This window comes from Gilliamella sp. Pra-s52, assembly GCF_009795805.1.
In the GTDB taxonomy this organism is placed as follows: domain Bacteria; phylum Pseudomonadota; class Gammaproteobacteria; order Enterobacterales; family Orbaceae; genus Gilliamella.
The window spans coordinates 449,695-470,091 of record NZ_WTEY01000001.1; the positions used below are offsets into that span (position 1 = coordinate 449,695).

Here is a 20,397-nt window from a genome sequence, read left to right on the forward strand (position 1 = left end):
GGTAGATTTTATTATGGCTAAGTTTTTTATTGATAGACCTGTTTTTGCATGGGTAATTGCTATCATGATGATGTTGGGGGGGGGGTTATGTATAAAACTACTAGCTGTTGAGCAGTATCCTGATATAGCCCCTCCGGCTGTAACTGTTAGTGCTGTTTACCCTGGTGCCGATGCACAAACTATTGAGAATACTGTTACTCAGTTGATTGAGCAAAATTTAACTGGTCTGGATAATCTAATTTATATGAAATCAACCAGTAGTGCGCAAGGCGTTGTCCAAACAACGTTAACTTTTGCTCCTGGAACTAATCCCGATTTCGCTCAAGTGCAAGTATTAAATAAAGTAGAAAGTATTAAATCAAGGCTTCCTGAAAGCGTGCAAAAAAATGGTGTTTCTGTTGCAAAAAATAATACCAACTTTTTAAAGGTTGTTGGTTTTTATTCAACAAATCCTCAAAAAACACAAGCAGATATTGCTGACTTTGTGTATTCCACTGTCCAAGATCAAATTCGACGTGTACAAGGTGTCGGTGATACTCAATTATTTGGTTCTGAATACGCAATGCGTATTTGGCTTGATCCAAATAAATTGACCTATTTTAATTTATCAATTGAAGAAATCATAGCTGCTATTAAAGCGCAAAATGCACAAGTAACGGCAGGGCAATTGGGTGCTTTACCATCAACCGATGGACAGGAACTTAATGCGACTATTACTGCACAATCACGTTTAAAAACACCGGAGCAATTCCAAAATATTTTAGTGCGTGTGAATACTGATGGTTCTAATCTTTTATTAAAAGATGTTGCAACAGTTGAAATCGGTGCGTCAGATTATAACTTTATTTCTCGTTATGATGGTAAAGCATCGGCAGGTCTTGGAATATATTTAGCAACAGGTGCTAATCAATTAGATACATCAGATAAAGTAGATAAAAAATTAGAAGAGTTATCTAAAATCTTCCCTGAAGATATTAAATATGCTTTTCCATATGATACAACTCCATTTGTTAAATTGTCGATTAGTAATGTAATTCATACGTTAATCGAAGCAATTATTTTAGTTGTTATTGTCATGTATGTGTTTTTACAGAATCTGCGTTCTACACTAATACCGACTATTACCGTACCTGTCGTACTATTAGGGACATTTGGGATTCTTTATATTTGTGGATTTACCATTAATACCTTATCTATGTTTGCAATGGTACTTGCTATTGGATTGTTGGTGGATGATGCCATTGTTGTTATCGAAAACGTTGAACGTATTATGCATGATGAGGGGCTATCGCCTTATGATGCAACTGTTAAATCAATGGAGCAAATTACTTCAGCATTAATAGGTATTGCGGTTGTATTATCTGCTGTATTTGTGCCAATGGCATTTTATGGTGGTGCTGCAGGTGGAATATATCGTCAGTTTTCGATTACTATTGTAACCGCAATGGGGTTATCCGTATTGATGGCTATTGTATTAACCCCCGCTCTTTGTGTTCAGATTTTAAAAGCGCCATCTAAAAGTAAAATTAGAAAAACTTCATTAGATGAAAAATTAGAATTAATACCACCATTTAGTTGGTGCTCAAAAGGAACTAAATTTTTCTTTAAATGGTTTAATAGTTTTTATGATAGAAGTTTACGTTCTTATGAAAAGGGAGTTATTAAGGTTATCCGTAATCCAATAATTGCTTTTGTTTGTTATGCTTTAATTCTAGTTGGATTAATATTTGGTTTTAACCGCTTACCTACTGGATTTTTACCTAATGAAGATCAGGGGGTACTTTTAGTTATGGTTGAGCTACCGCCAGGCTCAACTTTAGAACAAACTATGTCAGTATTAGATAAAACCGCAAAATTTTATACCGAACAAAAATCTGATTCTGTCGAGGAAATATTTACTGTGGCTGGATTTAGTATGGTTGGTCGAGGTCAAAATATGGGACTAGGCTTTGTTCGATTAAAGAACTGGGAGCAACGTAAACGGGCTGACCAAAAAGTTAATGCTTTAGTTGCAAGTGGGTGGGGATTTACTTCTACTATAACTGAAGGACGGGTAATTGTTACCAATTTGCCTGCTGTTCCGGCATTAGGTATGGCTAATGGTTTTTCTTATGTGCTAAAAGATACAGCAAGTTATGGGCATGATGCTTTGGTTGGTGCATTTTTCCAAATGTTTGGTCAAGCCTCTCATCATCCAAAACTGCAACAAGTTAGGCCAGGAAGTATGTTAGATGTCCCACAGTATAAAATTAATGTTGATTTTGAAGCTGCACAAGCATTGGGTGTTTCAGTAAATTCAGTAAATACAGTATTGTCGACCGCTTTGGGTTCTGCTTATATTGATGATTTTGTTTATAACAATCGAGTTAAAAAAGTATACCTGCAATCGGATGCACCATATCGTATGCTACCAGATGATTTTGGTTATTGGCATGTAAAAAATCAAAATGGCGAAATGGTTCCATATGATGCATTTGCTACGACGACAAAAACTTATGGTTCTCCATCACTAGTTCGTTATGATGGTGTTGCTGCAATGGAGATAAGCGGTTCAGCTGCACCAGGTTTGAGTTCTGGGCAAGCAATGGCTGTGATGGAAGAATTATCAAAAAATTTACCTAAAGGGTTTACTTTCGACTGGACGGATATTTCTTATCAAGAACGTCAAACAGGTTCGCAAACAACAACTCTTTATATTATTTCTATTATTGTAGTGTTCTTATCGTTAGCGGCTTTATATGAAAGTTGGACAGTACCTATTTCAATTTTATTTATTATTCCTTTAGGTATATTAGGTACAGTATTTGCTACTATGTTTAGAGGACTTGATAATGATATTTACTTCATTGTTGGTTTATTAACTACTATGGGACTATCAGCCAAGAACGCTATTTTGATTGTAGAATTTGCCAAAGATGCAATTGAAAGAGAAGGTAAATCATTAATCGATGCAACACTTGAGGCCTGTCGTCTTCGGTTGCGTCCGATTTTAATGACTTCATTTGCCTTTATTTTAGGTGTGTTACCATTAGCATTAAATAGTGGGGCTGGTTCTGCTAGCCAAAATGCGGTAGGTACAGGTGTAATAGGTGGTATGTTAACCGCAACATTTTTAACCATATTTTATGTTCCATTATTCTTTTTGTTTATCACAAAACTATTTACTAAACATAAAAATAAAGTGGTATTGCTAACTAACCGTTCAAAAATGAAGTCTGAATAGTTGATTTTATATACATGAGCTATATTATATAGCTCATGTGTTGAAAATTAAGATACTAAAAAATAAAAATGCACCAATTTAGTGGTGCATTTTTGTTTATAGATATTTATTAAATATTGATGTTTGGTTTACTTTACTTACGATATTGTATTCTCTGTTGATAGGTATGAGCATGAGTAATTGCTATAGCTAATGCATCTGCCGCATCAGATTGAGGACTAGCAGGTAATTTTAATAATAACTTTACCATGTGTTGTACTTGTTTTTTATCCGCAGCACCTGTTCCAACTATACATTGCTTAACTAAACGAGCAGCATATTCAAAAACAGGTAAATTACTATTTACTGCTGCGACAATTGCAGCCCCTCTTGCTTGGCCTAATTTTAATGCAGAGTCGGCATTACGAGCCATAAATACTTGTTCAATAGCAAACATATCAGGTTGAAATTGTAAAATAATTTCACTGACACCAGCGTATACACGTTTTAACCTAGTAGGTAAATCATCAACAGCGGTTCGGATGCAACCACTGCCAAGATAGGTAAGTTGACGTCCCGATTGATGGATTACACCGTAACCCGTCAAACGAGAGCCTGGATCAATGCCAAGAATAATGGCCATTAGAGTGTTGCGGCAACCTCATCAGAGACTTCACCATTATGATAAACTTCTTGGACATCATCACAATCTTCAAGCATATCAATTAAACGTAATAGTTTTGGTGCTGATTCAATATCAAGGTCAACTTTGGTTGCTGGAATCATTGATACCTCTGCTGATTCAGCAATTAATCCTGCTGCATCAAGTGCATCTTTAACTTCACCAAATGTTTCAGGTGTAGTAAATACATCTATTGCACCATCATCATAAGTCACAATATCGTCTGCCCCTGCTTCGAGTGCTGCATCCATAACTTGGTCTTCATTTGTTCCCGTTGGATATGAAATAACCCCCTTTTTGGTGAACAAATATGAAACTGAACCATCAGTACCTAAGTTACCACCTGTTTTTGTAAATGCGTGGCGTACTTCTGATACGGTACGATTGCGATTGTCACTTAGGCATTCTACCATCACAGCTGTACCAGCAGGTCCATAGCCTTCATAAATGATCGTTTCCATATTGCTGTCATCTTCACCACCAACACCACGGGCAACAGCTCGATTCATTGTGTCACGAGTCATGTTATTCGATAATGCTTTATCCATTGCGGCACGCAACCGTGGATTTGACGCTGGATCGCCACCACCTAGTTTTGCTGCGGTTACTAATTCACGAATAATTTTGGTAAAAATTTTACCGCGTTTTGCATCTTGTGCGGCTTTACGATGTTTGGTATTGGCCCATTTACTATGACCTGCCATAAAAATCTCCAGATAAATAATTTAGAATTCGCTGTATTTTAGCAAACTTTTACTTAAAATTCATTATCAATATATTTATTCATTTTTGATAGCTGACTGTATCAAATTTTATTTATCAACAAAAAAGCGCCTTAATATGAAGGCGCTTTTTATCGTGTTATAATTAAACAATTAACTCATTCCGTATTGTTTTAATTTTTTGCGCAGCGTACCGCGGTTGATACCAAGCATATTTGCTGCTCTAGTTTGATTTCCACGTGTATATTGCATAACCATATCAAGGAATGGGTGTTCAACTTCAGCTAACACTAAGTCATAAAGATCTGTTGGATCTTCACCATTTAATTGCGATAAATAGTTTTTTAAAGCTTGCTTTACTGAATCTCGCAAAGGCTTTTGTGTTATTTGGTCTTGAGAATTTACAGTTGTAAATTGAAGTGCTGCAGCTGTAACGCGTTGTTCTGACATAGTATTCTTAACTCTTTGTTTTGTTTCTAATTTGACTAAAAAATGCTTTTAGAGTGTTTACTTGCTCACTTGTATTGCTAAGTACACTAAATAAGCGCCTGAATTGATCGCTGTCAGCATAATTCTTGGTGTACCAATTTACATGCTTTCTGGCAATCCTTAATCCTTTGTATTCTCCATAAAACTGATAAAGCTCATCAAGATGCGACAATACAACTTGTTCTACTTCATCAATCGTTTTATTTTTTTGTAACTTTCCATGTGTTAAATAGAATGCAATTTCTTCAAATATCCAAGGTCGCCCTTGTGCCGCTCGGCCGATCATTATAGCATCAGCTTGCGTATATTGAAAAACATCTTTTGCTTGTTCTGGTGTACAAATATCACCATTAGCAATTACAGGAATAGTAACCTTTTCCTTAACTGCTTTAACAGATTCATATTCAGCTACACCGTTGAATAAGCAAGCACGAGTTCGTCCATGAATAGTAATTGCCTTTATGCCACAATCCTGTGCAATTTGTGCGATTTCTATGCAATTTCTATGATCTTTATTCCATCCAGTCCGCGTTTTTAATGTTACCGGAACATCAACTGCACCGACAACTTTCTGCAAAATAGTTTTAATAAGTTCTGGATACTGCATTAAAGCAGATCCTGCCAATTTTTTATTGACCTTTTTAGCAGGGCACCCCATATTAATATCAATTAATTGAGCACCGTGCTTGACGTTAAATTCGGCAGCTCTAGCCATTTCGTCGGGATCTGAACCAACAATTTGTACTGCACGAACACCAATATCATCATCTGCGATCATCCGCAAAGTAGATTTATCGGTATGCCAAACATCCGAATTTGCTAAAAACATTTCTGAAATAGTCATTCCTGCACCAAATCGATGACACAAATTCCGAAATGGTTTGTCGCTGATTCCAGCCATTGGTGCTGCAATTAAATTATTCTTTAATTTAACTTCACCAATAGTAAGCAAATTAAGGTCGGCTATATTACGCATTTTTTCTCAAACTGAAAAGGGGGATAACGTTAATTTTTTATTTTTTTTTACCAGTGATACGACACCACTCTTCCTGTTCGACAACAGGATCTAGCTCAAAATGAGGCTGATAAGCTATACAAACACTTTGTGATTGATTTGCTAAAATGCCAGATAACCCTAGTTCACCTTGTGGTTTTACTAATTTATTTATATGTGGTTCAAGCTCCTTTAAAGGTCCTGCTAATATGTTGGCAACAACGACGTCGGCTTGTAAATCATGTGGAATATCTTTTGATAAATAGAGTTCTAACTTTTCACTAACATTATTACGTTGTGCGTTGTCTCGGCTAGCTTGAATAGCTTGAGGATCAATATCAATGCCGATTACACGCTTGGCACCTAATTTTAAAGCTGCAATAGCTAAAATACCAGAGCCACAACCATAATCAATAACTAATTTATCTTTAAGTTCTAAACTATCAAGCCAGGTTAAGCATAACGCCGTGGTTGGATGAGTACCTGTACCAAATGCTAATCCAGGATCTAGCATAACATTGACAGCATTAGGATCAGGAACTTCTTGCCAACTAGGACAAATCCACAGACGTTTACCAAATTGCATTGGATGAAAATTATCCATCCATTCTCGTTCCCAGTCTTTATCTTCTAATTGTTCAATTTTATAGGAATATTGCTCTAGATTTAATATTGCCTTTAATTCATCAATATCTATTTGTGCATCATATAGACCAACGACATCGGTATTGCCCCAAAGCTTAGTTTCGCCAGGCAATGGCTCAAAAACAGGAGTATCATAAGTGTCTTGAAACGTGACAGATACTGCACCCGATTCTTCTAATTGCTCACTAATTTGTTCAGCAAGTTCATTGGTTGTATTAATTCTGAGTTGAATCCAAGGCATAATTCTTCCTTTTATTGTCAAACATATTGGCTATAATAAAAATAATAAATCCAATAGTTAAAGAGGGGACTATTGGGTGTAGCGATAATAATTTAATATTATAACTTGCCAATAATGTATAACTTACAGCTCCAGCAAGCATTGAACAAAGAGCACCAGTAGCATTAGCTCTTTTCCAATATAATCCAAGCACTAATGGCCATAAAAAGACAGCTTCAAGCCCACCAAAAGCGAGTAAATTTAGCCAAATAATCATATCAGGTGGGGTCCATGCTGCCCAAATAAGTAATCCACCAAAAATAAAGGTGATAGTGACCGAAATACGAGTAAGAAACTTGTCACTGAAATTAATATCAGTTTTGATGCTTAAAAAGAGATCTTTAATAATAACGGATGATACTTGCAATAATTGAGCGTTAATGGTTGACATAATAGCTGCAAGTGGAGCAGCTAAAAAGATTCCAGCAGCAAAAGGCGGTAATACTTTTATGATCAATGCCGGTACTATTTGATCAGGGATAGTTAAATCGCTAATAATTGCACGACCTAAAGCACCAGATAAGTGCATGGTTAGCATAATAATGGTAACAACAATAGTGCCAAGAATAATTCCTTGGTGTACTGCTTTGCTATCTTTATAGGCCATACATCGCACAGCCGTATGAGGTAGGCCAACTACACCAAAACAAACTAATATCCAAAATGAGGCCATGAATGGAAAGTCCATAAAATCATTAGGTCCTTGTGGTGTTAAAAGAGCAGGATCAATTTTTATTAGCTGATCAATTATTGTGGTAATTCCACCACCCGCATAGATAATAGCACCAAGTAATAATATAGCACCTATGATCATCACTAACCCCTGAAAAGCGTCATTTAATATACTGGCTCGAAAACCGCCAAATGCGGTATAAATAACTGTTCCAATACCAAATATTAATAGCCCAGTATGATAAGGTATACCTACTGATGATTGTAGTAAGCGTGCTCCACCAACAAACTGTACCGTCATTGCACCAATAAAGGCAACAACAAGGGTAATACTGGCTAGCCAAACAATAGTTTTACTTTTATAGTGCGCATAAAGCATATCACTTAAGGTTATTGCATTATATTTGCGAGCTAATATGGCAAATTTCTTACCTAAAATACCTAATGAAAGAAGCACCGTTGGAACTTGAATCATCGACAACAATACCCAACCAAGACCATATTTATATGCAGCACCTGGCCCCCCGATGAATGAACTTGCACTAATATATGTTGCAGCAAGTGTCATGGCGAGCAAAAATCCGCCCATAGTTCGATTACCAATAAAATAATCAGTGAATTGATTTATTTTTTTGCGTTTAACATAAGCATAAATGGATAAAGCAAACACAAAAATAAGATAGATGATAAGTGGTAAGATAATATCAAAATGCATTGTTTAATTACTTAGTTTGTTCTAATGAAATATTTTTGAATTGAAATTTGACAACCAACCAACAAAGCAATACAAAACCAAAAGGTATCACAATGCAAGATAGTTCAAACCACAATGGTAATCCTAAAAATCCTATTTTATTGCTAATGCAGTAAGCACAAATAACCCATCCAAGAAGATAAATAAAAGTTAGTACTAACGATAGTTTAGCTTCTTTATTTGCTTGCTTATATCGAGCATCCATATTGATTTATTGAAAATTGAAAATAGTCTAGATTAAAAGAAACCATTTAACTTGGCAAGTTTATTGCAATTTATGCAATATTGTGTTTTAAATATATCAATTTTCGCAATATAAAAAGTACTATATAGTAATTAATTATAAATAACCCAATTTTTGGAGAGAATAATGTCAAATTACTTTAATACACTAAATTTGCGTGAAAAATTAGAACAACTAGGACAATGCCGTTTTATGAGCCGTGATGAATTTGCATCAGAAGCCAATTTCTTAAAAGGCAAAAAGATTGTTATTGTTGGTTGTGGTGCACAAGGTCTTAACCAAGGTCTTAATATGCGCGATTCAGGTTTAGATATTGCTTATGCGTTACGTAAAGAAGCCATTGCTGAAAAACGTGCATCATGGAAAAAAGCGACCGAAAATGGTTTTAAAGTAGGAAGTTATGAAGAATTAATTCCAACTGCTGACCTTGTTATTAACTTAACACCAGATAAACAGCACTCAGCAGTAGTAAAAGCGATACAACCGTTAATGAAGCAAGGTTCAGCATTAGGTTATTCTCATGGTTTTAATATTGTTGAAGTAGGCGAAAAAATTCGTTCAGATATTACTGTTGTAATGGTTGCACCTAAATGTCCAGGAACTGAAGTGCGTGAAGAGTATAAACGCGGTTTTGGTGTTCCAACACTTATTGCTGTTCATCCTGAAAACGATCCTAAAGGTGAGGGACTAGCAATTGCAAAAGCATGGGCGGCTGCAACAGGAGGTCATCGTGCGGGCGTTTTACAATCATCATTTGTTGCTGAAGTTAAATCAGATTTAATGGGCGAACAAACAATTCTTTGTGGTATGTTGCAGACTGGTTCATTACTTTGTTTTGACAAACTTGTGGCTGATGGCGTTGATCCTGCTTATGCATGTAAATTACTTCAATTTGGTTGGGAAACGATCACCGAGGCATTAAAACAAGGCGGAATTACGCTAATGATGGATCGCTTATCAAATCCCGCTAAGTTAAGGGCAAATGCACTAGCAAAAGAATTAAAAGTGATCATGACTGATCTTTATCGTAAACATATGGATGATATTATTTCGGGCGAATTTTCATCAACAATGATGAAAGATTGGGCAAATGACGATGTTAATCTACTCAAGTGGCGTAAAGAAACTGGTGAAACTGCATTTGAAAAAGCGGCTGAATACCAAGGTAAAATTGATGAGCAGGCTTACTTTGATCAAGGTGTCGTTATGGTAGCGATGGTTAAAGCAGGGGTAGAACTTGCATTTGAAACAATGCTTGAATCAGGAATTTTACCTGAGTCAGCCTATTATGAGTCATTGCATGAATTACCACTTATCGCTAATACTATTGCGCGTAAACGTTTATACGAAATGAACGTGGTCATTTCAGATACAGCGGAATATGGTAACTATTTATTTGCCAATGCAGCAGTACCATTATTAAAAGAAAAATTTATGCCAATGCTACGAGCAGGCGATCTTGGTAAAGTGATCCCCGAAGGTAGTGTTGATAACGCGCAATTACGCGATATAAATGAAGAAATACGTAATCATCCAATTGAACTAATTGGTCGAAAATTACGTAGCTATATGACTGATATGAAACGCATTAATGTGGCAAGCTAATTCATAATTCATAATAAAATAAAAGGTGCTGAAAGGCGCCTTTTTTATGTTTACGGTTCTGTATAAAATTTTCATAAAAGAAAAATTAAATATAAAAATAAAGTTGATCCAAAAGGATCAAGGATGATCTGAATCAGATCTAACTTAGATCTTTTTGATCTTTTAAGTTTTTGTTTAAAGTTTTTAAAAATTATATAATTAAATAATTTTTATTTTAAATTTATATTTATTTCTTATATTAATTATGTTATCTTTTTGACCAAATTTAGTTCAATTAACGAGGGTAATATATCAATGAAAATGACTTTTCGTCCAACGGATTGTTGGCGATGGTATTTTGATAGTGAATACGATAGCTTAATGCTCGAAGTTTCATCTGAAATGTTATTTCGCTCTTGTTACCCAAGTAAAATGCTCATTCCTGATGTTTTTGGACAGTTTCCATTTTCTGTTAGTGATGCAACGTCTTATTATCAATTCCATGATAGTTGTCAGTTGCTTAATTTAACTGATTCTCAAAAAATTGAACTATCTATTAACGCTATTGTAGCTGCTAACTTTTTAAAACCTCAAATGCCAAAAAGTTGGTATTTTTCTCAACAACCAATGCTATACACGCCTAAAATAGCTGATATTGTTGAGGTAAATTTACAAGAGGGTGGTAAAAAAGTTTGTCTAATGGTGGTTGAAGCTGGTGAAAATGCTTCGTTATGTATCATCGCACAACCTACTTTTATGGCAATGAACAAGACGTTCAGTTTTTCTGAAGCTATTAAAATCATGAATGACAGACTAAAGCTTATTCAACACAATGTAGTACAGCATCGAGAACATCTGGAATTAGAAGCCATTTTATAAAATTAAAACAGCGCCTTATCAGCACAGTTTTAAATTGATCTGCAAGTTATAGTTTTGCTTCGGAAGATTCTGCTTTGGCAACTTTTTTCAACTACTATAGACCTATTTTATTTACTTCAAAGGTATAATCATGATCTTTCATTAAAGGATAGTAAAGTAAAAAATGTATATTTAATATCAGTATTACTACAATTTTACGTAATATAGTTAATAGAAAAGATGTTATATTACTTTTTTAACGTTATTACAATATCGCCTTTTGGCACACAACTACAGGCTAAAATTTGATTATTTCTTTTTATTGCTGATTGCGTTAGTGGGTTGACTTTGCCTTTTTTCAACACAACTAAGCAACGCCCACATATACCAGTACGGCAAGAATAAGGTAATGTTATTTTATTTTGTTCCAATTGTTCTAAAATAGGTTGTTTATTATTAGCTTTAATGGTTTTATCTTCGAAAATAATTGAATAACACTGTTCTTCACTTTTTGCTTCAGGTGGGAAAGCTTTAATATAGTTTTTGGCTGGTTGCCGTTCTAATACTTCTATTTTATCACCAACTGAAATTTTTCCATGGTTTCGAGCAATCATATTTACACCAAAATCGATCTGTCCTTGTTCATCGGTTCTAAAATACCCTAATGTTTTAAGTGGTTCATTATTAGTTAATGGTTTTCCTGTATTAACATTCATCGTGATTAACATACAACGAGTACAAGGCTTAACAATATCAAAGATTACCTCACCGATTTTAATTGTTTTCCAACCATCTTCCGCAAAAGGCAGTGCACCTTGAATAATAATATTTGCACGAAACTGCCTAATATCGAGTTTTTCTGGGCATTGATGTTGTAAATAATCAAATGAAGCTTTGTTTAATAACAAATAAGGATAACCATCAGCAAAACTGACAGGTACTTCTTGATAGCGTTTTGTGCGTCGTGATAATTGATGACCAAGCCAACGTAATTGCACATCTTTCTGTAAAAACTGGCTTATGAATTGGTTAACCTTAATTGGTGCTATATATGAAGTAAAGCGATTTCCAAAGATTTCGGTTGGTTCAGCATTATTCGAAAAATCGTCCAGATTTATTATGAGCTTTTCTTCTGATGGAAGTGTGACATGGATATCATTTTTTATAATAGCTGTTTCTATTTTTAAAAGCTCAGGATATTGTCTTGCAGTAATGAATGAGCCATCAGGTTCAGTAATCATCAAAATACGATCATTCTTAAAACCACCTTGAACGGTATTTACTTTTGTTAATGATATACCTTGCATTGATTTGATTGGGTAAATGTGAAGTTGATTAACCGATATCATAATGTCTTAAATAATTTATCAAAATTGGTGTGATTATATAGTTAATAATAGTTTATAGGTATTAGACAGTCTAGCATATTAAAAGAAGTGTTTGTGGACGATAGTTGTCATAAAAATCCTGATAAATGACAAACTAATTTGGGTTTAAGTTATTTCAAAATAAATACTAATATGGCTGAAAAATTTTATATTTGCTGATCAAACCTTTTATTGCACTAAATTAGTAGCTCTATTATGATATCGGCAAAAAAGTAATGTCATTATAGTGTAATGTTTTATGCTTACCAACCACATAATTTTTAAATAAAAATATAAAGAGCATCAAGATATTGTTATAATGCGACACCTCTAAAAAATAAGAATAGCAACGCTTTATGCCTAAAACAATACTAATAGATAATTAATTAAAAACCTCCCCCACGATAAATATGTAATTACAAATAAAAGTTATGATAGTGAAAAAATACAAGAAGTGATTATATTAACTACAAATAAGTAAAGTTATTTGGTGATATCCAAAAAAGAAGCTGACAAAAGGTAATCTTGATATTGATTGGTGTTTATATAAATATGTCACTTGGTTGAAAGTGTATTTGTTATAATGAAATATTATCAAGGCATAGATAAGTTAGTAAGAAATTATATTGCCATGCTCGCATTATCATGTTGTGTGGCGTTGCTAAAAATGTATAGGAGGATTTTTATATAACTTATATCTATTACATAAATAGCTTTAATTTTGTACTTATAGACAATAAACTATATAAATTATTATAGTTTTAACTATTAACAGGAATAAATATGACTAAATGGAAACGATTATCTTTTTGTGTGGTCTGCTTTTTAGGTTTTTCTTCAGCAGAATCTTTTGCTTTATCTGCTATAACGGCAAAAGTCATTCAAGGAAGTAGTCCTCGTTTTATGTCTGAAATGGAAAATAATATTGAATCTAATAAAGAATTTAAGTATTTTGGTATTTCTTATGATGGAAGATCTTATTTTAGTACAGCGGAGTTAAATAATGTTTTAGGTACTACTAGTATTGCATCTAAAACACCAGCAGATTTAAATTTATCAGCTGTTATTGGGCAACCAAACGGTAATGAAGTGTTCGATATTGATGGCGATGGTGATATTATTTTATCAGCGGATTCGGCTAATCCTTTAACATTAGCATGGTATTATGAGGATGCAAACAATAACGAAGTTAAGCTAACCCCCGCTCAAACATCCACAGTATTTAGTGCATTATTAAGTAGTGGTATTTATCCATATATCAAAATAAGTGGTCCAGTTACTTTAAATACACGGTATGGTATTCCTGATTTTCAATCTTACCCAGATAATAATATTGCGATAAGTAAAATTCCTTATCGCAATTTTAATATTGCAATAGATGGGGAAGCGATTAAATATGCTAGTCCCAATATGTATCTTTCAGATCATGAGTATTCATATCGAGACAAAACAATTTTTGACTACACGCCAACAACACTGAATGGTTTTGTGGCACAAAATGATTATTTACATAATTTTCCATCAACAGGTGCAAATAACCTTTATTTTTATCTTGTCACGGATGGAATAGATAATTCTCTTAATACAACAAATTGGATAGTCAAAACATCTAATATTGATGATAATTCGCCAAGTGCAATTACAGCAACTGTAACAAAATCAATAGCCCCAGGAATAGCAGGATTTAAAGCTTATAATAATAAAAATATGGTGCTTGTCACTTTGAAGGGACCGGATTCATCAGCTAAAACTCGAACTCAAGCTACAGCCCCAACCGCGAACCTTCCTGTTGATATTGAATTGACTGTAACCACCAAACAAAAAGTTAAACTATCTTATAAATTTAGAATAAATAAGTGGTTTGTAAATAGAGGGAATATTACAGGTACACTTAGTAAACAACAAGAATGGTGTGATAATTTGGGTGATTATAAACTTGCAGAAGCGAGAGATTTAAGTAATGCTCGATTGCTTAATTTTGTTGAAAGTGGTAGAAATACTTTTAACTTCTATAAACGGTCTGTTGGAGAAGGTTTTTTATCTGAATGGGGGGCATTATCTCATTATTCGGGTGCTAAGTTTTATAATGCGACTTATGCATGGTCTAATACTGTTGTACCATCTAATATACCATCTAATGGTGATAATTTTATTTATGTTAATATGAATGATGGAGTATTACATCATATTCTGACTAATCCAAATCTTTTGCACTACGCAATATGTGTAACTGAATAAACAGAACATTTAGTTTTATAAGTAGTTCCTAAAAATATCACGGCCATAGGTTGTGATATTTTTTTAAGTAGAGAAATAATGTAACTGTTCCTAAATCTAAAATAGTACGATCCAGAACTAGAAAATTCTCTATGAAAAAAAAGTAAAGGAAGATTTAATTATGAGCAAAGAACGCTCAACACTATTAATGACTTTAACCGAAAAACATTAAGCATTGGTATTGCACTCAGTTTACTAGCAGGTAGAATCACTCTTTATCTGGACAAGTTAGCTCAATACCGTGGTTGTCTATTAAAAATACGGGTCAATAATGGACCAGAATTTACTGAAAAAACGTATACCAACTGCGCTAAATTATGCGGTGTCACTATTGATTATATTTAACCTGATAGCCCCTATCAAAACGATTATATTGAACAATTCCACCTAGAGCAAGCAAGAAGAATGCCTAAAGAATGGCTCACTATCTATAATACTGAAGGAGCGCATAAGGCATTAAATAACATATGACACCCATTGAATTTAAAACACAAAACAAATAGCATAACTTTCTAGTTAATGTTTGTACTAAAATGATGAATTTACAGTAAGTTACACTATCAATTCTCTACTTAAAAAAATATCACAACCTATGGCTGTGATATTTTTATTTAGTCTTTTATGGAACTACTTATAAAACTAAATGTTCTGTTTATTCAGTTACACATATTGCGTAGTGCAAAAGATTTTGATGAGTCAGAATATGATGTAATGCCCCATCATTCATATTAACATAAATAAAATTATCACCATTAGATGGTACAACAGTATTAGACCATGCATAAGTCGCATTATAAAACTTAGCACCTGAATAATGAGTTAATGGACCCCATTCAGATAAAAAACCTTCTCCAACATACCGTTTATAGAAGTTAAAAGTATTTCTACCACTTTCAATAAAATTAAGCAATCGAGCATTACTTAAATCTCTCGCTTCTGCGAGTTTATAATCGCCCAACTTATCACACCATTCTCGTTGTTCTCTAAGTGCAGCCACGATACTCCCTCTATTTACAAACCACTTATTTATTCTAAATTTATAAGATAGTTTAACTTTTTGTTTGGTGGTTACAGTCAATTCAATATCAACAGGAAGGTTCGCGGTTGGGGCTGTAGCTTGAGTTCGAGTTTTAGCTGATGAATCCGGTCCCTTCAAAGTGACAAGCACCATATTTTTATTATTATAAGCTTTAAATCCTGTTGTTCCTGGAGCAGTTGATTTTGTTACAGTTGCTGTAATTGCACTTGGCGAACTATCATCAATATTAGATGTTCTGACTGTCCAATTTGTTGTATTAAGAGAATTATCTATTCCATCCGTGACGAGATAAAAATAAAGGTTATTTGCACCTGTTGATGGAAAATTACGTAAATAATCATTTTGTGCCACAAAACCATTCAGTGTTGCTGGCGTGTAGTCAAAAATTGTTTTGTCCCGATATGAATAGTCATGATCTGAAAAATGCATATTGGGACTAGCATATTTAATCGCTTCCCCGTCTATTGCAATATTAAAATTTCGATAAGGTGTTTTACTTATCGCAATATTATTATCCGGGTAAGATTGAGAATCAGGAATACCATACCGTGTATTTAAAGTAACCGGACCACTTACTTTGACATATGGATAAATACCACTACTTAATAATGCACTAAATACTGTGGATGTTTGAGCGGGGGTTAGCTTAACTTCGTTATTATTTGCATCCTCATAATACCATGCTAATGTTAAAGGATTAGCCGAATCCGCTGATAAAATAATATCACCATCGCCATCAACATCAATTACTTCATTAGCTCTTGGTTGTTCAAAAACAGCTGATAAATTTAAATCTGCTGGTGTTTTAGATGCAATACTAGTAGTACCTAAAACATTATTTAACTCTGCTGTACTAAAATAAGATCTTCCATCATAAGAAACACCAAAATACTTAAATTCTTTATTAGATTCAATATCATTTTCTATTTCAGACACAAAACGAGGGCTATTTCCTTGAATAACTTTTGCCGTTATAGCAGATAAAGCAAAAGATTCTGCTGAAGAAAAACCTACAAAGCAAGCCATACAAAAAGATACCCAATGCCATTTAGTCATATTTATTCCTGTTAATAGTTAAAACAATAATAACTTTTTTATCCTGTTATTTATAAATAAAAAATCGAATTTATTTATATTATACGTATAATATATACAATACAGCCCCGTAAAACCACAGAAAAATAACAATAAAATAGAAAAAAAATGAAATCGCTTTGGTTTAACATTTAAAACAGAGTTTAAGAGGAAATAATAAAAAAATTAATATGTTTTTATTCTGAGCAACTATGTTTTATTCTCACAAAAAACAAACTATGTTATAGGTTTTAAAATATGCAAAAAGCAAATTACATAACAAGAGAAGGATACTTGGCTCTCGATCGTGAACTAAAATATTTATGGAAATAAGAAAGACCTAAAGTTACCCAAGCTGTATCAGATGCCGCAGCTTTAGGAGACCGCAGTGAAAATGCCGAATATATTTATGGTAAACGCCGATTACGAGAAATCGATAGACGAGTACGCTTTCTAACTAAACGATTAGAATCATTAATAATTGTCGATCCCGATCCAAGACAAGAGGGAAAAGTATTTTTTGGTGCTTGGATTAAATTAGAAGATGAATCTGGTAATTCATATACTTACCGTATTGTTGGTGCAGACGAGTTTGATCCTAAAAAAAATTGGATATCAATAAATAGCCCTGTCGCCAGAGCCTTAATTGGACATAAAGTTGATGATGAAATAACTGTCGTCACTCCAAATGGGAAAATATGCTATTACATTATAGAGATAAGTTATGTTGAGCTGTAACTATCTCCTAAAAGAGCACAGCAAAAAAGTAGAAAATTCTCTATGATAAAAGAAAAGGGGATTTAATTATGAAAAAAATGACTGAACATCAAATCGTCGCTATTTTAAAAGAAGCTGAAGCGGGTATTCCGGTTAAAGAACTGTGCCGTAAATAGGGCATGGGTAATTCAACTTTCTATAAATGGCGAGAAAAATATGGCGGAATGGAAACTTCGGATATCAAACGCTTAAAGGAGCTGGAGGCTGAAAACCGCAAGCTTAAGCAGATGTTTGCCGAACTGAGCTTAAAATCCCAGCTTCAGGAAGAAATCATAAAAAAGCTTTAGTGCCCACAAAGGCACGTAAAATGTGGGCACAACAACTACAACAAAATTATTTAGTTACTATTGCTATGAGTTGTGCCATTGTTGGCTTAAGCCGTTGTGCTTACTATTATAAACCTAAGTTACAGGATGATTCGGTGATTGTTTCGGTGTTGAATGCTATCACAGACCGGCATTTAAGCTGGGGCTTTCCTAAATGCTTTAATCGTATCAGAAAGCTCGGCTATAAATGGAATCATAAACGGGTATATCGGATGTATTGTGAATTAAAGCTTAATCTCAGGGTAAAGCGTAAAAAACGCACTCCTCCACGATGCCTGGAAAGACTATTAGTCCCCAATAAACAAGGTGAATGTTGGTCAATGGATTTTATGAGTGACAGCAGCCGTAATCAACGTCGCTTTAGGACACTCAATGTCATCGATGACTTTAATCGTGAGGCGTTAGGGATTGATATTGCAGTAAGCTTACCAGCAGGAAGGATTACCCGTTACTTAGATAAACTGGCCGAATATCATGGGTATCCATTAAAAATACGGGTCGATAATGGGCCAGAATTTACAGGAAAAACCTTTATAAACTGGGCTAAATCACATGATATAGCCATTGATTATATCCAGCCCGGTAGCCCTTATCAAAATGGCTATATTGAAGGATTTAACCGTTCGTACCGTACAGAGGTATTGGATTTATATCTTTTTAATAATCTGGAACAGGTAAGGAGAATAACCGAAGAATGGTTAACGATTTATAACACCGAAAGACCGCATGAGGCATTAAATAACATGACACCGATTGAGTATAAAACACTAAAACAAGCAGCTTAATTTTCTACGTGAGTTGTGTACTAAGTTTGGGATATTTACAAAAAGGCATTATGAATGGAAAATTGGCAAAGAGCATTTATACTACATACTCGTTCTTATACAGAAAGTAGTTTATTAGCCGATCTGTTTGTTGAAAATATAGGTAAAGTCACTGTTTTGGCAAAAGGTGCTAGACGTAAAAGTTCTTCATTGAAAGGGATACTGCAACCTTTTACGCCATTAATTGTTCAATATTCAGGGCAAGGAAACATCAAAACGTTGAGGAAAGTTGAAGCTATATCTCTTGCGTTGCCGTTGTTTTCTATTTTCTTATATAGTGCATTTTATTTAAATGAGTTATTACATCGAGTTTTAGTTGCGGAAACTGAAATTCCTACTCTTTTTGATGACTATTTAAAAAGTTTACAGCAATTAGCTCAACAAATACCTGCAGAAAATGTATTGCGTGCATTTGAATTATCATTGTTAGAAAACTTAGGTTATCATGTTGATTTTTTTCATTGTTATGTGACTGGTGATGATGTTTTTGAATCTATGCATTATCAATATCAATTTGAAAAAGGTTTTATGAGTAGCTTATTACAAAATAGTACTAGTTTTACCGGTGAACAAGTTCTGGCTTTAGGAAAACGTCAATTTAATAATGAAGATACACTAAAAGCCGCTAAGCGTTTTACCCGAATGGCGTTGAAACCTTATGTTGGCACAAAACCTTTTAAAAGCAGAGAACTATTTTTAAAACTTTAGTTTTGTCAATTTTTAAAAAATTGTGTAATAAAATAGTTAAATTTTTTTGTATATTTGATTAAGTAATATATCAAGCTGATTTGCAAATTTTTGTCGGTCTCTGCTGGCAAACTTGGTCATTTTCATCTATCCCTACTTGAATTGTATGTTCATCAAAATAATCTTCACGCATGTTCCATTTGCCACGAACAGGACGTAGACCTAAAATAAAATCAATACCCAGATCAGAATCTCGAATATCAGTCTTATTTCTAATATCAGAGCGTAACTGTAACGGTTGGTACGCATATGGAGTTGTGAATGAATTATCCAATTGAATTTGAGAACTACCAGACACATACGATTGATATCCAACAGCTGTTGAATTATAAATATTTGAACATTCAGAACCATCTATCATAAACTCCAACAGCTGTATTCCTTACCTGATTTTCACTCTCTACTAGAAATGCCAATGCACGAAAACCTATAGCTGTATTATCATATTTCCGGCATGATTTAATGCGCTTGCACCAACCGCAGTACTATTTTTAGCTGTAGTGCCTGAACCCAATGCATTATATCTTATCATTATATTGAAATCACATTTAGTAGCTGAATTAATTTCAGAGAAATAACTAACGACCAAAGTTACCCCATTACCAGTAATGTCATTAGGGCGGCACATGTATAGGTATCTTGATCAATAACTGTTATAACTAACCACAAATAGCCTGTAGTTATCGAATTTAATATTCCTGTTAAATGGCCAGGTAGTGATGAAATGGTAAAGGAAGATTTTAAGAAATTGAACGTGTAACTATCCCCTAAAATAGTACAGCAAAAAAGTAGAAAATTCTCTATGATAAAAGAAAAGGGGATTTAATTATGAAAAAAATG

The 20,397-nt window shown here is 34.1% G+C and carries 15 protein-coding genes and 2 pseudogenes; 7 read left to right on the forward strand and 10 right to left on the reverse strand.

Features of this window, described 5'->3' with window-relative positions:
• Positions 1 to 13: 13 nt before the first annotated feature.
• A complete protein-coding gene (locus tag GQ594_RS02065) occupies positions 14 to 3,223 on the forward strand; it encodes an efflux RND transporter permease subunit (RefSeq protein WP_160411219.1) in 3,210 nt (1,069 codons plus the stop codon).
• A 133-nt stretch (positions 3,224 to 3,356) separates the two neighbouring features.
• Here GQ594_RS02065 and ruvC read toward each other — a convergent pair whose 3' ends face one another.
• From ruvC to GQ594_RS02100, 7 genes are all read right to left on the reverse strand, one after another.
• Positions 3,357 to 3,845, reverse strand: a complete 489-nt coding sequence (ruvC, locus tag GQ594_RS02070) for a crossover junction endodeoxyribonuclease RuvC (RefSeq protein ID WP_160411220.1) — start codon at positions 3,843 to 3,845, stop codon at positions 3,357 to 3,359.
• On the reverse strand, positions 3,845 to 4,588 hold the full coding sequence (locus GQ594_RS02075) for a YebC/PmpR family DNA-binding transcriptional regulator (RefSeq protein ID WP_160411221.1): 744 nt from the start codon (positions 4,586 to 4,588) through the stop codon (positions 3,845 to 3,847). Before GQ594_RS02075 ends, ruvC begins: the two co-directional genes overlap by 1 nt.
• Before the next feature lie 171 nt (positions 4,589 to 4,759).
• The gene (gene fis / locus GQ594_RS02080) at positions 4,760 to 5,056 is read right to left on the reverse strand and encodes a DNA-binding transcriptional regulator Fis (protein WP_160400103.1); all 297 of its coding nucleotides are present in this window, start codon (positions 5,054 to 5,056) and stop codon (positions 4,760 to 4,762) included.
• Between the two features lie 7 nt (positions 5,057 to 5,063).
• A complete protein-coding gene (dusB, locus tag GQ594_RS02085; RefSeq protein ID WP_160400102.1) occupies positions 5,064 to 6,071 on the reverse strand; it encodes a tRNA dihydrouridine synthase DusB in 1,008 nt (335 codons plus the stop codon).
• 37 nt (positions 6,072 to 6,108) lie between these two features.
• On the reverse strand, positions 6,109 to 6,975 hold the full coding sequence (gene prmA, locus GQ594_RS02090) for a 50S ribosomal protein L11 methyltransferase (RefSeq protein WP_160411222.1): 867 nt from the start codon (positions 6,973 to 6,975) through the stop codon (positions 6,109 to 6,111).
• The gene (panF, locus tag GQ594_RS02095; protein ID WP_160400100.1) at positions 6,950 to 8,401 is read right to left on the reverse strand and encodes a sodium/pantothenate symporter; all 1,452 of its coding nucleotides are present in this window, start codon (positions 8,399 to 8,401) and stop codon (positions 6,950 to 6,952) included. The genes prmA and panF overlap by 26 nt, the downstream gene beginning before the upstream one ends.
• A 7-nt stretch (positions 8,402 to 8,408) precedes the next feature.
• Positions 8,409 to 8,645: a YhdT family protein gene (locus GQ594_RS02100; RefSeq protein WP_160400099.1), complete on the reverse strand. Its 237-nt coding sequence runs from the start codon at positions 8,643 to 8,645 to the stop codon at positions 8,409 to 8,411.
• Positions 8,646 to 8,810: 165 nt separating this feature from the next.
• On the opposite strand from GQ594_RS02100, the gene ilvC reads away from it, so the two are divergent.
• Positions 8,811 to 10,289 carry a ketol-acid reductoisomerase gene (ilvC, locus tag GQ594_RS02105; RefSeq protein WP_160400098.1) on the forward strand — a complete coding sequence of 493 codons (1,479 nt, stop codon included), beginning with the start codon at positions 8,811 to 8,813 and terminating at the stop codon, positions 10,287 to 10,289.
• Between the two features lie 294 nt (positions 10,290 to 10,583).
• Complete coding sequence (locus GQ594_RS02110; protein WP_160411223.1) at positions 10,584 to 11,147, forward strand: cell division protein ZapC; 564 nt, start codon at positions 10,584 to 10,586, stop codon at positions 11,145 to 11,147.
• Between the two features lie 227 nt (positions 11,148 to 11,374).
• Here the strand turns inward: GQ594_RS02110 and GQ594_RS02115 are convergent, their stop codons facing one another.
• Entirely contained in the window at positions 11,375 to 12,475 is a 1,101-nt protein-coding gene (locus GQ594_RS02115; RefSeq protein WP_160411224.1) for a YcbX family protein, read from the reverse strand.
• An 801-nt stretch (positions 12,476 to 13,276) separates the two neighbouring features.
• Between GQ594_RS02115 and GQ594_RS02120 the strand changes: the two genes are divergently transcribed.
• Positions 13,277 to 14,731: a hypothetical protein gene (locus GQ594_RS02120; protein ID WP_160411225.1), complete on the forward strand. Its 1,455-nt coding sequence runs from the start codon at positions 13,277 to 13,279 to the stop codon at positions 14,729 to 14,731.
• 691 nt (positions 14,732 to 15,422) lie between these two features.
• Here the strand turns inward: GQ594_RS02120 and GQ594_RS02125 are convergent.
• Positions 15,423 to 16,865 carry a hypothetical protein gene (locus tag GQ594_RS02125; RefSeq protein WP_160411226.1) on the reverse strand — a complete coding sequence of 481 codons (1,443 nt, stop codon included), beginning with the start codon at positions 16,863 to 16,865 and terminating at the stop codon, positions 15,423 to 15,425.
• A gap of 276 nt (positions 16,866 to 17,141) precedes the next feature.
• Between GQ594_RS02125 and greB the strand changes: the two are divergent.
• From greB to recO, 3 genes and pseudogenes are all read left to right on the forward strand, one after another.
• Positions 17,142 to 17,621 (forward strand): annotated as a pseudogene (greB, locus tag GQ594_RS12340) (transcription elongation factor GreB).
• 68 nt (positions 17,622 to 17,689) lie between these two features.
• Positions 17,690 to 18,771, forward strand: a pseudogene (locus tag GQ594_RS02135) (IS3 family transposase).
• A 54-nt stretch (positions 18,772 to 18,825) separates the two neighbouring features.
• Positions 18,826 to 19,518, forward strand: coding sequence for a DNA repair protein RecO (gene recO, locus GQ594_RS02140; protein ID WP_160411228.1), 693 nt, complete (start codon positions 18,826 to 18,828; stop codon positions 19,516 to 19,518).
• Positions 19,519 to 19,588: 70 nt separating this feature from the next.
• On the opposite strand, the gene GQ594_RS02145 is transcribed toward recO, so the two are convergent.
• The gene (locus GQ594_RS02145; RefSeq protein WP_160411229.1) at positions 19,589 to 19,927 is read right to left on the reverse strand and encodes a tail fiber domain-containing protein; all 339 of its coding nucleotides are present in this window, start codon (positions 19,925 to 19,927) and stop codon (positions 19,589 to 19,591) included.
• Positions 19,928 to 20,397 lie beyond the last annotated feature (470 nt).